Genomic DNA, 12,365 nt, shown 5'->3' with positions numbered 1-12,365 from the left:
GGTACAGGCGGACTATGTCCCGGCCCTTCGCCCGCATCCGCTCTGACGAAGGGCTGCTGACTCGTCTTGCCGTACCCGCGTTGCTAGGCGGCAACGTCGCGCTGGCATGCGGGCCTTGGCTGGTCAGGCTGGCACAGAGCGCGTCGCATATCGGGCCGGTCGCGGCCGCCTTCTGGCGGGTGACGCTGGCGTTGCCGATCCTGCTGTTGATCGGCGCACGCGCGGGCGAATCCCGCCCGGCCGCCTGGCTCGGACCATTCCTGATCGCCATGGCATCGGGCCTGTTCTTCGCGGCCGATCTTGGCGCATGGCACGTCGGCATCCTCCATACGCGGCTCGCCAACGCCACCTTGTTCGGCAACGTCACAGCGATCCTGTTTCCGATCTACGGCTTCCTCGTCGCGCGGCATTGGCCGAGCCGGCGGCAGGCGCTGGCTATCGCACTTGCGTCTCTCGGCGCGATCCTGTTGCTCGGGCGATCCTACGAACTCTCGACGCGCAATATCGTCGGGGACCTGCTCTGCATCCTCGCCGGCTTGCTCTACACCGGCTATCTGATCGCGATCGATCGGGTCCGCAGCCGGATCGGGCCAATCACGATCATGATCCTGTCGGCCGCGGCCGGCGCACCGTTCCTGCTGCTGGCATCGCTCGGCCTCGGCGAACATGTCTGGCCCGACGACTGGACCCCACTCGTGCTGCTCACGTTCGGCAGCCAGATCATCGGCCAGGGCATGATCCTGTTCGCGGTCAACCGGGTGCCACCGATCGTCGTCGGGCTGATGCTGCTGACCCAGCCGATCGTCGGCTCGGCGATCGGCTGGATCGTTTATGGTGAACGGCTGACGGTTTTCGATCTGATCGGCGGCGTCGCGATCGGGCTGGCGGTGCTGCTGGTGCGCGACGCACGGCGGCCTTTGCCGGAAGAGCGGAACGGCCTAAGCTCCGCGGCATGATTCCCCCGCTCGACATGACGCTTGATGAGTTGCGCGATGCGCTCGCTAAACCGCTCGCCGCCGAGGCCGTATTCGATGGCTGGAGCGAGACCGCTTTGGCCGCCGCCGCGCGGACCTTGGGCGTGCCGGCCGATCGCGCGCGGCTGGCTTTCCCCGAAGGCGCGACGCAGATGATCGATGCGTGGTTTGCGTCGATCGATCGGGCGATGGCGACGGCCCTCCCGCCCGAACGGCTGAAGGCGATGCGAATCCGCGAGCGGATCGCCAGCCTGGTATGGGCGCGGATCGAAGCGGCGGCGCCCTACAAGGAGGCGCTACGGCGCGCCCTCGCCATATTGGCACGGCCGGGGAACGCGACGACCGGCGCGAAGCTCGCCTGGCGCGCGGCCGACACGATGTGGCGGCTGGCGGGTGACGAGGCGACCGGCTTCGCGCATTACAGCAAGCGCCTGACCTTGGCAGGCGTTTACGGTTCGACCCTGCTGATCTTCCTCGACGACGAGAGCGAGGGTTCGAGCGACACGCGCGCGTTCCTCAATCGCCGGATCGAGAACGTGATGCGGTTCGAGAAATTGAAGGCGCAGCTGAAGCCCGATCCCGACCAGCATTTCAACGTGGCGCGGTTCCTGGGGCGGCTGCGCTACCCAGCGCGGTAAGCAACTCCACCCAATCCGCTCGTCCCGAGCGTAGTCGAGGGACCCGCAGCGCCGAGCGAAGTCGAGGCGCGTCTTGTTCGAGCGGTAGGTTCAAGCCATCGCATCTCGACTGCATGCCGAAGGCATGAGGTTTGTCCTGAACGCCTGCCTTGCGGCGGTCGAGAGCTCGATGCTCGCTATCCCTCGACTGCGCTCGGGACCGGCGAGCGTGGAGAGGGCGGGCACTCATGACAAGACGCAACAAGGCCGCGATCGAAAACGATCGCGGCCCCGGCGTCCATATCCACCGGCCGAAACCGGGGAAGGTAGATCTTAGTTGGCGCCTGCGCGCTTCGCAGCGGCGATCGCCGCTTCCGTCGTCGGGTTGCCGAGCGAAAGCTCGCGGCCGTCGGGGAAGCTGATCTCCGCAGCACTTGCGCGGGTGTCGCCGTCGCGCGAGCGGAATGCCTGCACGATGATCTTCGTGCCTTCCGGCAGCGAGTTCCGGTTCCAGCCACGACGCAGCAGCGCGCTCGGCGCGCCGCCCTCGACCCGCCACTCCGCCGTCTTACCGGTCTTGGGATCCGGCGCCATGATGTGGATCCAGCTGTGCGGATTGACCCACTCGAACTTCACCACAGTGCCGGTCAGCTTGATCGGCTGGTTGGTGTCGAATTCGGCGGCGAACGAATGGTGGGCGTAGGCCGTGCCCGCAATGCTCGTCATCAAAGCGGCGCCGATAGCGCCGATCTGCCATTTCTTCATACGCACGATGTCATCACTCCTTTGTCTGTCGAAACCCTTTTCCGGGCCATCCCGTCCTATTTCTTCGGATACTTGTCCTTGTCCGCCAGCAGATCGCCGTACAGGAACGTCTCCGAGAACGGCACGCAGCGGAAGTCCATCAGCTGTGCATTGGGATCGATGTTCCGGTAGATCACCATCGTCATCTTCCACGGGCGGGTGTAGATCGTCGGATCGTCGATCGTGACCTCATACGCGATGTGGTCCTTGTCGATCGGCTTGAACTTCTCGGTGATCGTCGCGGTGCCGGTCAGGTAGTTGCCCGAACGATCGAGCCAGGTCACGCCGGGCTCGAGCGCGCCACCGGGCAGCTTCACGTCGCCGGGATTTTCGGCGAGCGTCGTCACCTTGAGCGTATCGCCTTCCCACTGGCCATAGGACGTGCCCATCCAGGTATCGATCGGCGGAACCTCGACCTTCTGCATATGCACGACGCGGTTGGCCGAGGCATATTCGTAGACGAAGAGCATGTCGCCCTTCTCGCCCTGCACGATCTGGAACGGGTGCGGCATGTAGGTCGCGCGCGGAATGCCCGGCAGATAGCAGGCGGCTTCCGGATCGGCATGCGGCGCCGCGGCGCGCTGTGCATCACGCTTGGCGAGCGCTTCCGGCTTGTATGGGATCACGTCGCCTTCGACGACGCCGAGCCCGCCGGGCGTCGCCGCGATCGCGCCGAGCTGACGCGTGGCGACCGGCGAATCCGAAGCCGAATGCGGCTCCAGATTGAAGTTGGCGCCGCTCATCACCTGCCAGATACCGTTCAGGTTCGGATGGCCGCCGAGGGTGGCCGTCGTTGCCGCGCTGCTGGCATGCGGTTTGGCCTTCGGCGCCGCTGCCATCGCAGTGCCGGCCAGAAGGATCGCCGCCGCCGCTGCCGTAAACTTAAATGATCTTTTCATCCGGCTATTCCTCCCCTTTCAAGGTCGATAATCATTGCAGCGAATAGGCGACGAGAGTGCCGCCTGCATTGATCGCCACATACTGCTTTCCGTCACGCCCCCGATAGCTGATCGGATTGGCGTTGGCATTATTACCGAGCTTCGCCTCCCACAATTGCTGGCCTGTGGTCGAATCGAAAGCACGGAAACGCTTGTCATTGGTTGCGCCGACGAACACCAGCCCGCCTGCGGTCACCGTCGGGCCGGCGCTGCCGGTATCGCCCATCAATTGCTTGCCCTCGGGCAGCCCCTCGACCAGGCCGAGCGGTACCGCGAATTTGATCTCGCCGGTATTGGCGTCGATCGCGGTGAGCCGCGCCCACGGCCCCTTGTAGCAGGGTGCCGACGGACCGACCGGGCGATGCTTCTCGTCATACTTGCCGCCGATCGGCGCCTGGAATGCGAAGAACGGCCCCTTACCCTCGACGCTGGCGCGATCATAAGGCTGGTCGCTGTGCGGCGCGTCGAAGCTATATTCGACGTTCGGGTCCTTCTTCTCGACCCAGCCGACCAGCGACGTGTCGTGCGCGTTGACATAGACCCAGCCGGTCGTCGGATCGGCCGCCGGCCCGCCCCAGTTCACGCCGCCGATGCCGCCGGGGAACTGGATCGTGGATTTCGGGGGGGCGCCTTCGGCATGGTAGAGGAAGGGCGTGAACGTCCCGACATTGTAATAGCCGCCGGCCTTGTCCCACATCGCCTGGCATGCCGCCGCATGTTCGGGCGTCGTATCCGCGGCGGTGACCATGTCCGCCTTGGTCATCGCGACGCGGCTCAACGGCGGCGTCTTGACCGGGATCGGCTGGGTCGGGCTGTAATATTCGCCCGGCACGTCGCCCTTGGGCACCTTGCGCTCGACCACCGGCAAGAGCGGCTTGCCGGTGACGCGATCGAATTCGTAGAAATAGCTGGTCTTGCCGACCTCGACGATGCTCGGCCGCGTCTTGCCGCCGATCTTCAGATCGATGATCGGGCCGACCGTCGGCATGTCCGAATCCCAGAGATCGTGATGGACCGTCTGGTAATGCCACAGATATTTGCCGGTCTTCACGTCGAGCGCGACGACCGAGTTGCCGTACAGATTGTTGCCGGGCCGGCTGCCGCCCCAGTAATTGGGCGAAGGCGAGCCGAGCGGGACGTAGACCACACCGCGTGCCTCATCGACCGGCGCCGAGAAGCCCCATTGATTGGTGCCCGAACGCCCTTTCCAACCGTCGCCGCCCCAGGTTTCATGCCCCTTCTGCCCGGGCAGCGGCACCGTCTGGAATTCCCACAATTTCTTGCCGGTGCGCGCATCGAAGGCGCGCTCGTTGCCCGACACGCCGACCGGATTCTCCGTCGTCGCCGCGCCGATGATCGCGACGTCGCCCGCGACGGTGGGGGTACCGCCATAGCCGACGCCGACATCCTGGAAACCGCCATTGCCGAAGTCGGCGACCGGCTTGCCGTCCGCCGCGCCGAGCGCGAGCATGCGATTGCCGAGCATCACCAGGATATGCGCAGGCGTCTTCGCGTCACCTGCCCAGTAGCCGACCCCACGCGTAGAAACGCCACCGCCGCCCGGCCCAGCCTTGGGATCGCGCTCGACGGTGAACGACCAGAGTTCCTTGCCGGTGGCGGCATCGACCGAAACGATGCGATTTCCGGCGGTGAAATACATGGTGCCGTCGATCACCAGCGGCACGACCGTATTATAGGCCTTCATCGGATAGCTCCAGGCGAGCCCGAGCTTCGCAACGTTGGTCCGATCGATGTCCTTGAGAGGCGAATAGCGGGTCGAGGCGAGGTCGCGATTGATCGTGCGCCAGTCGCCATCGGGGATGGCGCTGAACGCCCCGGATGCGCCCACGCAGAGCGCAACGATGGCTGTCAGTCCAAGGCTACCGGCAATTCGCATGAAACTCTGCCTCCCCATCCCTCCGACCCGGGCACGCAACTTTTGTCCGTCGCACCACGGCCTTTCGATCTCTCCTAGACAGGCTTGTTCTCGTTGACAATGTCCGGAAGCAATGTGTTTGTGGTTTTGACAACGATGAGCCGCCTACGCTAACCGCCGCGGCGGGGGAATGCCAAATGAACACGAGTTTGAGATGGCGAAACGCGACGTTCGCACGCCCTGAGCGTTCGGACCGAATCACAGCGGCGCTCGGCGCCGGTCGCGATGCGCTCCGGTGTGGCTTTCGGGCACCACCGGCGCCGCTTTCTTTTCGTGTGACCGGAATTCCCGGGCCGGCGGCAATCGCCGTATCGGCCTGGCACGAAGCATAGGGACGCAGTCTGATGTCTATCAGTGATCTGTTGTTCGCATTCACCGAGTGGCTGCGCACGACGCCGATCGTCAATCTTTCGCTCTGGATTTCGGAAACGAAGGCCAGCCTGTGGATCGGGTCGCATTTCTGGGCGATCCCGGTCATGCAGAACATCCACATCCTGTCGATCGCGGGGGCGTTCGGATCGGTGCTGATGATCGACATGCGGATCCTGGGTTTCACGGGCAAGGGCCGCACGATGAGCCAGACGATCCGGCGCTACATGCCGTGGATCTGGTGGTGCCTGCTGCTGCTGATCGTCTCGGGGATCGGGATGATCGTCGGCGAGCCGGTGCGCGAGCTGGTCAATCCGATCTTCTGGATCAAGATGGGGCTGGTGATCCTCGCCATTCTCGTCAGCGCGGGTTTCCACTCCAGCGTCCGTCGCAACATGGCGCGCTGGGAGATGTCGCATGACGGGCGCGTCGCCGTGCGGGTCGGCGCGGTGCTCGTCATCCTGCTGTGGTTCGCCATCATTTTCTGCGGGCGCTGGATCGCCTACGCGCCGGTTTAGGGGTTTACGATGATCCTTCAGAGTTTGTGGCAGTCGCTCGAGGCGTCGTCGGTCGGCGTCTACATTGCCGAATTGAGCTGGGCCTTCCCGACGATCGAGTCGATCCACGTGATCGCGCTCGTCACCGTGATCGGCACGATCGCGGTCATGGACCTTCGCCTGCTCGGTGCTGCCTCGCGCGACACGGCGGTGACGTTGATGTCGCGCGATACCTTGCCCTTCACCTGGGGTGCGTTCGTGCTGGCGGCGATCACCGGATCGCTCCTGTTCGTCAGCAAGGCGACCAGCTACGCGCACAACCCCTATTTCATCGCCAAGATGATCTGCATGGCGTTCGCAGGCATCAACATGGCGATCTTCCACAGCTCGACCTGGAAGACCGTCACCCAGTGGGACAGCGATTGCGCGATCCCGCTCGGCGGCAAGATCGCCGCCAGCCTCTCCCTCTTCTTCTGGGTGCTCGTCGTCTTCTTCGGCCGCGCCATCGGCTTCACCCTCGGCATCTACGGCTGAGCCGGACCGCTCCGGGCCAATGAAAAAAGGCGCTCCCACTCAGGTGGGGGCGCCTTTTTCTATCCGTCGCCCCTGCGCAGGCAGGGGCCTATCTCTCTATCGACGAAAGCCGTCCCAAGCCGCGAGAGACATGGGCCCCTGCCTGCGCAGGGGCGACGGGGGCTTTAACAGGCTGCGGAAAAACTCTTTCCGGGATGCGTCGGTCGTGATTCAAGTGTCGCGGTGAGTTTTGGGGTGCGGCATGCGCGGCGAGGACGTTCGGACGGATAGCCTGTTTTCCTATGTGAGTTGCGAGGCGCGGGTTCCCCTGGGTCATCCGCTTCGTCCGATCCGCGCTATGGTCGACGAAGTGCTTGAGGTTCTGTCGGGCGATTTCGAGGGGATGTACGCGAAGACGGGTCGCCCCTCGATCGCGCCCGAGAAGCTGCTTCGCGCGCTTCTACTGCAGGTCTTTTATTCGATCCGTTCCGAGCGTCAGCTGATGGAGCAGTTGGACTACAACCTGCTGTTCCGCTGGTTCGTCGGCCTGTCGATGGATGCGACAGTCTGGGACGCCACGGTGTTCACCAAGAACCGCGACCGGCTCCTGGAAGGCGATGTCGCGACCCGGTTCCTGGCTGCGGTGGTGGCGCAGGCCCGAAGCCGCGACTTGCTTTCGGATGATCACTTCTCGGTGGATGGCACGCTGATCGACGCCTGGGCGTCGATGAAGAGCTTCCGTCGCAAGGATGATGGCGATGGACCGCCGGGGCCGGGACGCAATGCCGAGCGCGACTTTCGCGGCGAGAAGCGATCGAACCAGACCCATACCTCGACCACCGATCCCGAGGCGAAGCTCTACCGCAAGGCCAACGGCCAGTCGTCACGCATGGCGTTCATGGGGCATGTGTTGATGGAGAACCGCAATGGCCTGGTAGTCGGCGCCACCCTCACGCAGGCGACGGGCACCGCGGAACGCGAGGCCGCGCTGGCGCTGGTCGATGCGCTGGGAGCCAGCGGCCGTATAACCTTGGGCGCCGACAAGGCCTATGATGCGCGCGAGTTCGTTCGCGAACTGCGCGCCCGCAAAGTCTCACCGCACATCGCCCGCAACGAGCAGATCACGCCCGCCGGCGACCGACGGCGCAGGAGCGCCATCGACGGCCGCACAACCCGCCATCCCGGCTATGCCATCAGCCTGCGCGTCCGAAAGCGCATCGAAGAGGTGTTCGGCTGGACCAAGACCACCGGCGGACTGCGCAAGACCCGCCACAGGGGCACCGATCGCGTCGGATGGGCCTTCATCTTGACCACCGCCGCCTACAACCTCATCCGGATACCCAAGCTGATCGCGGCTGCCTGACCATGCTCGGACTCCGCCTCAAATCGGCGCAGTCCGAGCAAAATGGCCAAAATGGACGCCCGTAACCCCGCGCCGAGGCCCGTCCAAGCCCTCAATCCAATGGACAAAACGGCCGGTTACGCGCGTTTTTCCGCAGCCTGTTAACTCACCGCTTCCCGACATCGCGCGCATACATCTGATCGTAGAAAGCGATCTGCGCCTTGGTCAGCCAGGGGCCGCGGCCCGACTTGCCCGCGTCGAGCACCATCGCCTCGGTCGGACCGAGCTTGTTGACCGCGGGCCATGCGGGCAGGCCCGCGCCGTTCGGATTGCCGGTGCGCGCGAAATTGACCCAGTAGGACGAGACCTGGTCGGCGAACCCCTCTTCGGTTGGGTTGCCGGCCATGAGCGCTACCGAGCTTTGCCCCGGGAAGGTGCGCGGCGCCGCCAGATTGTCGAACACATAAGGGATTTCGGCGGTGTGCGCCGCGCCGAGATCGGGCTTGCCCGGATCGTAAGGCGGACGGTGCGTGAAATGGTAGAGCCAGGCCTGCGCGCCGATCTTCGCCTGATCCTCGGCATAAAGCCGCATATGCCATGCCATCGCATCGGCGAACGGCATGCTCGCGACCGCCTTGGCCTCCGCGTCGGTCGCGGCCGGGTAAGCGGCGAGGCCCGCATCGGCGAGCGTGCCCCAGCGCTTGGCGGCACTTTCCTTCCACGATGCGGCGGTCATCGGCGGGCCGAAGGCTGCGGCGAACGAGCCTTCCTCACCGTTCGATCCGACGAGCACGTCGACCTTGTTCTGGCGGCCTTCGGCGAACGTTTTCGAAAGGTCCTCCGGGATGACCCAGCCGTCGATCATCATGCCCTGGCTCTTGAGCTTGTTGAGAACATCCTCGGCCGACATGGCGCGCATTTCCGCGAGCGAATGGGCCCCGGCCGCGGCCGCGGTCTTGACCGTTGCAGCCTCAGCCGCGGCGAGCGGCATCATCTTCGTGATGCCGAGCCCCATCCAAGCGCCGCTTTCCGAGATGGCACGACGGATCAGTCCCTTGGCCTCGGGCGAGCCCGCCAGCGCGGCAGACATGCAGGCGCCAGCGGACTCGCCGAACACCGTCACATTGTTGGGATCGCCACCGAATTTGGCGATATTCGCCTTGACCCATTGCAGCGCCGCGATCGAATCCATCAGCGCATAATTGCCCGACGCATGATGCGGCGATTCCGCGGTCAGTTCGGGGTGCGAGAGAAAGCCGAAGGCGCCGTTGCGATAGTTGATCGTGACGAGGACGACGCCCTTCCTAGCGAGCTTGTCGCCTTCGCTGAACGGCGAGGAGCCGCCTCCCTCGGTGTAGGCGCCACCATAGAGCCAGACCATCACCGGGCGCTTCTCGCCGGCGCCTTTGGCCGCGGTCCACAGGTTCAGATAAAGGCAATCCTCCGACATTCCGGGCGAATCGGGCATGTCGGTGGCCGGGTTGACGCGGCCCTTGCCGGGCTGCTGCATGCAGACCTTGCCATATTTACTGCCGTCGCGGACACCGCTCCACTTCGCGGCCGGCTGCGGCGCCTTCCAGCGCAGGTTGCCGACCGGCGGCGCTGCAAACGGAATGCCTTTGAAGGCCGTTACTCCGACATCCTTACCCGGCGTGCCCGAGATGAGTCCGTCGGTCGTCCTGACCGGCCCCTTGATGTCCGCATGCGCGACCGATGCCCCGGCCAACAAGGCTGAGATCAAGGTGAGGCGTCGTGTCACGGTTCGGATCGTCATGGGTGTTTCTCTCCCTCTTTCGCGCGCTGGGCGCGTGAAGCACTGATATAATTGCGGATCTGGACGTCACCTTCATGGCAGGCATATTCGAAGATGCCGTATCCATCGTTGCGCCGCCAATCGAGCCGCACCGTCCAGGGCGCGGTGAAGACGATCGGATCGGTGTAGGTCATCTCGTAGACGATCGAATTCGGGCCGATCATGGTGAAGCGTTCGAGGATGTGCGCGCGATCGCTGATCGGCGTGTCATTTTCGGGCGGCGAGCCCGTGGTGACGATGTTGGTCGCCGAGGGGCCGGCCTTCAGGTTGGTGGTCTCGACCACCAATGTATTGCCATTTTCCCAATGGCCGCGGCTCTCGCCCATCCAATTCCGGATCTGATTGGGCAGGCCCGCCTTGCCGTCGACCGGGATGATCCGCACCTCGTGGATCATCTCGAGCTGGAGCGCGACCAGGCCCGGAGCCTGAAAGATGCGGATGCCGTTATTGTACTGCATCGGCAGCATCGATGCCGGCATGCCGCGCGTGATGCAGCGATCCCAGCTGTCGAAATCGTCGACCCAGTCATAGCTCTGGCCCTTGCGCCAGCTTGACCGCATCAGCGCCTTTCGCCGCAGCCCCTCATCGGTCATCGCCGGCAGCCGGCCGTCGGCGGGGGCGATGAGCAGGGATGTGCGACGGCTGGGCTCTCCCATCTCGACCCAATGGCCCTGGCCGAGCTTGTCGCCCAATTCCTCCTTATTGTAGCGCGCCGCGGCCGCATTGACCTTCTGGCTGCGCTCGGCGAACTCCGCATCGCTCAGGAACATGTGCGTTCCCTGTTTGGGATCGCGCTGCATCGGCGTACCGTTGAGGAAATCGATCGGCCAGCCGCCGCGCAGATCGGGATCGCCCCACGCGGTTCTGGCCGGGTGGTAGGCCGTCGGGATCGGCGGGATCGCGCTCAGATCGGTTCCCGGCTTCTGCGCGGGCGCCATCGGTGCCGCGAACCAAGCCACCGTCGCAAGCATGAAGGCGTTCAGCTTGAGCGTCATTACATTCCCCTCCTCAGCAGCGGCCAGCCGATCCTGCGGGAAGGAAATGGTCCCGCGCGCCTGGCTGCCGTCTTGCGGCCAAGCATATTCGCGGACTCGATTATTGTCGTCGGCCTCCGGGTCGAAAAAGCCGGTTCTAATGTTGCCGTACGGGAGAAACTGAATTCGCGGATTTCGCGATAATCGCAGCAAATCACCCCGTCATCCCCGCGCAGGCGGGGATCCATATTCTCAGAGGTTCGGAGGTTATGGATCCCCGCCTGCGCGGGGATGACGGGTTTATCCTTGTTGAGGGCCGCGCTCGCACGCAACTCGCGCCCAGCCCATCGATAAAAGCCCCTCCCACCGAAGGGAGGGGCTGAGATACCGAGCGTGCCCGCAGGCCCGCTCATATGCTTACTTCTTCTTTTTCTTCGCCGGCTCGGCCGGAGCCGCCGCAGCCTGCTGGGCCGCGGCGTCGTCGGCCTTCTTCTGATCGGCGGCCGCAAGCACCTTCGCGCGATCGGCGCGCGAGGCGTTGATGTAGTTGCGGACCTGCACGTCGCCTTCGTGGCAGGCATATTCGAACATGCCGTAGGCCTGGTTGCGCTGCCAATCGAGGCGAACCGTATAGGGCTTGGTCCACACCGTCGGGTCCGAGAAGGTCATCTCGTAGACGAGGGTATTGGGGTTCGCCATCGTCAGCCGCTCGACGACCTTGGCGTCGGCGCCCATCGGAATGGTATTGTTCGGCGGTGCGCCGATCGTCGCCATGTTCAGCGGCGAGGCGCCCTGCTTGATGTTTGTTGTTTCGATTACGAGGGTGTTGCCTTCCCAATGGCCGCGGCTGTCGCCCATCCAGCTCGTCACGGCAGCCGGCCAATGGCCCGGCTTGCCGATCGGGATGATGCGCGAATCGTGGATCATCTCGAGGTTGATCACGACGTAGCCCGGCGCCTGGAAGATCTGGATGCCGTTATTGTAGCGGAACGGCAGCATCGAGGCGGGGAAACCGCGGCTGATGCAGCGATCCCAGCTGTCGAAATCGGTCACCCAATCATAGGTCTGTCCACGCACCCAGCTCGAGCGGCCGACCGCATTGGCCTTCTTGCCATATTCGGTGAGCTCGGGAAGGCGGCCGTTCGGCGGATCGATCAGGAGCGAGGTGCGGCGGCCGGCGCCGGTCATCTCGACCCAATTGCCCATGCCGAGCTTGTTGGCCTTGGTCTCCCGCTCCGCGGCGGTGCGCGATTTCTCCATCGCGGCTTCGCGCTTGGCGAATTCCTCGTCGTTCAGGAAGACGCGGTTGCCCTGCTCCACCGTGCGCTGGAGCGGGAGACCGCCCAGGCTGTCGATCGGCCAGATGCCGCGCAGATCGGGATCGCCCCACGACGTGCGTTCCGGCGTGAACTTCGGAATCGGAGGGAGATGATACAGATCGAGACCGGTCGAGGACTTTTCAGTGTCCTGCGCCAAGGCCGGGCCGATCCCGCTCAGCGACGTCGCAGCGAGCAACACGGCCGAAACCGCGATGCGAAGGGTAGAACGGGGTGACCGCATTGGCCTTTCTCCTGAACGGCCGCGCGCC

The 12,365-nt window shown here is 64.5% G+C and carries 11 protein-coding genes; 5 read left to right on the top strand and 6 right to left on the bottom strand.

The features are described from left to right. Positions 1-14: 14 nt before the first annotated feature. The gene (locus tag AB4Z44_RS02400; protein WP_404712486.1) at positions 15-956 is read left to right on the top strand and encodes a DMT family transporter; all 942 of its coding nucleotides are present in this window, start codon (positions 15-17) and stop codon (positions 954-956) included. Continuing rightward, a complete protein-coding gene (locus tag AB4Z44_RS02395) occupies positions 953-1,612 on the top strand; it encodes a COQ9 family protein (RefSeq protein WP_404712485.1) in 660 nt (219 codons plus the stop codon). The genes AB4Z44_RS02400 and AB4Z44_RS02395 overlap by 4 nt, the downstream gene beginning before the upstream one ends. Positions 1,613-1,924: 312 nt before the next feature. Here AB4Z44_RS02395 and AB4Z44_RS02390 read toward each other — a convergent pair whose 3' ends face one another. The 3 genes from AB4Z44_RS02390 to AB4Z44_RS02380 are packed head-to-tail and all read right to left on the bottom strand — an operon-like array spanning position 1,925 to position 5,230. Beyond that, positions 1,925-2,356 (bottom strand): DUF6152 family protein, encoded by a 432-nt coding sequence (locus AB4Z44_RS02390; protein WP_404714331.1) that lies wholly within the window; start codon positions 2,354-2,356, stop codon positions 1,925-1,927. A 56-nt stretch (positions 2,357-2,412) separates the two neighbouring features. Further along, complete coding sequence (locus tag AB4Z44_RS02385) at positions 2,413-3,294, bottom strand: hypothetical protein (protein ID WP_404712484.1); 882 nt, start codon at positions 3,292-3,294, stop codon at positions 2,413-2,415. 31 nt (positions 3,295-3,325) lie between these two features. Then, positions 3,326-5,230, bottom strand: coding sequence for a PQQ-binding-like beta-propeller repeat protein (locus AB4Z44_RS02380; protein ID WP_404712483.1), 1,905 nt, complete (start codon positions 5,228-5,230; stop codon positions 3,326-3,328). Between the two features lie 383 nt (positions 5,231-5,613). Between AB4Z44_RS02380 and AB4Z44_RS02375 the strand changes: the two genes are divergently transcribed. The 3 genes from AB4Z44_RS02375 (at position 5,614) to AB4Z44_RS02365 (ending at position 8,011) form a co-directional block, all read left to right on the top strand. Then, positions 5,614-6,156 (top strand): DUF6644 family protein, encoded by a 543-nt coding sequence (locus AB4Z44_RS02375; protein WP_404710194.1) that lies wholly within the window; start codon positions 5,614-5,616, stop codon positions 6,154-6,156. Positions 6,157-6,165: 9 nt separating this feature from the next. Next, a complete protein-coding gene (locus AB4Z44_RS02370) occupies positions 6,166-6,669 on the top strand; it encodes a DUF6644 family protein (protein WP_404710193.1) in 504 nt (167 codons plus the stop codon). A 241-nt stretch (positions 6,670-6,910) separates the two neighbouring features. Beyond that, positions 6,911-8,011 (top strand): IS5 family transposase, encoded by a 1,101-nt coding sequence (locus tag AB4Z44_RS02365; RefSeq protein ID WP_404710544.1) that lies wholly within the window; start codon positions 6,911-6,913, stop codon positions 8,009-8,011. A gap of 145 nt (positions 8,012-8,156) precedes the next feature. Here the strand turns inward: AB4Z44_RS02365 and AB4Z44_RS02360 are convergent, their stop codons facing one another. The 3 genes from AB4Z44_RS02360 to AB4Z44_RS02350 all read right to left on the bottom strand — a co-directional run bounded on the left by AB4Z44_RS02360 (position 8,157) and on the right by AB4Z44_RS02350 (position 12,337). After that, the gene (locus tag AB4Z44_RS02360) at positions 8,157-9,764 is read right to left on the bottom strand and encodes a carboxylesterase/lipase family protein (protein WP_404712482.1); all 1,608 of its coding nucleotides are present in this window, start codon (positions 9,762-9,764) and stop codon (positions 8,157-8,159) included. Further along, positions 9,761-10,798 carry a hypothetical protein gene (locus AB4Z44_RS02355; protein WP_404712481.1) on the bottom strand — a complete coding sequence of 346 codons (1,038 nt, stop codon included), beginning with the start codon at positions 10,796-10,798 and terminating at the stop codon, positions 9,761-9,763. The genes AB4Z44_RS02360 and AB4Z44_RS02355 overlap by 4 nt, the downstream gene beginning before the upstream one ends. Before the next feature lie 396 nt (positions 10,799-11,194). After that, a complete protein-coding gene (locus tag AB4Z44_RS02350; protein ID WP_404712480.1) occupies positions 11,195-12,337 on the bottom strand; it encodes a hypothetical protein in 1,143 nt (380 codons plus the stop codon). Positions 12,338-12,365: the final 28 nt, after the last annotated feature.

The organism is Sphingomonas sp. MMS24-J13, assembly GCF_044905095.1.
GTDB lineage: Bacteria > Pseudomonadota > Alphaproteobacteria > Sphingomonadales > Sphingomonadaceae > Sphingomonas_I.
Note: the sequence above shows the minus strand (reverse complement) of the source record. Positions and strands in the feature narration are given on the sequence as shown.

What these genes read in the sequence shown, in the direction of transcription:
- AB4Z44_RS02390 (WP_404714331.1), bottom strand. Translation starts at nt 2,356, where the DNA reads ATGAAGAAATGGCAGATCGGCGCTATCGGCGCCGCTTTGATGACGAGC.
- AB4Z44_RS02395 (WP_404712485.1), top strand. Translation starts at nt 953, where the DNA reads ATGATTCCCCCGCTCGACATGACGCTTGATGAGTTGCGCGATGCGCTC.
- AB4Z44_RS02355 (WP_404712481.1), bottom strand. Translation starts at nt 10,798, where the DNA reads ATGACGCTCAAGCTGAACGCCTTCATGCTTGCGACGGTGGCTTGGTTC.
- AB4Z44_RS02350 (WP_404712480.1), bottom strand. Translation starts at nt 12,337, where the DNA reads ATGCGGTCACCCCGTTCTACCCTTCGCATCGCGGTTTCGGCCGTGTTG.
- AB4Z44_RS02375 (WP_404710194.1), top strand. Translation starts at nt 5,614, where the DNA reads ATGTCTATCAGTGATCTGTTGTTCGCATTCACCGAGTGGCTGCGCACG.
- AB4Z44_RS02380 (WP_404712483.1), bottom strand. Translation starts at nt 5,230, where the DNA reads ATGCGAATTGCCGGTAGCCTTGGACTGACAGCCATCGTTGCGCTCTGC.
- AB4Z44_RS02400 (WP_404712486.1), top strand. Translation starts at nt 15, where the DNA reads ATGTCCCGGCCCTTCGCCCGCATCCGCTCTGACGAAGGGCTGCTGACT.
- AB4Z44_RS02370 (WP_404710193.1), top strand. Translation starts at nt 6,166, where the DNA reads ATGATCCTTCAGAGTTTGTGGCAGTCGCTCGAGGCGTCGTCGGTCGGC.
- AB4Z44_RS02365 (WP_404710544.1), top strand. Translation starts at nt 6,911, where the DNA reads ATGCGCGGCGAGGACGTTCGGACGGATAGCCTGTTTTCCTATGTGAGT.
- AB4Z44_RS02385 (WP_404712484.1), bottom strand. Translation starts at nt 3,294, where the DNA reads ATGAAAAGATCATTTAAGTTTACGGCAGCGGCGGCGGCGATCCTTCTG.
- AB4Z44_RS02360 (WP_404712482.1), bottom strand. Translation starts at nt 9,764, where the DNA reads ATGACGATCCGAACCGTGACACGACGCCTCACCTTGATCTCAGCCTTG.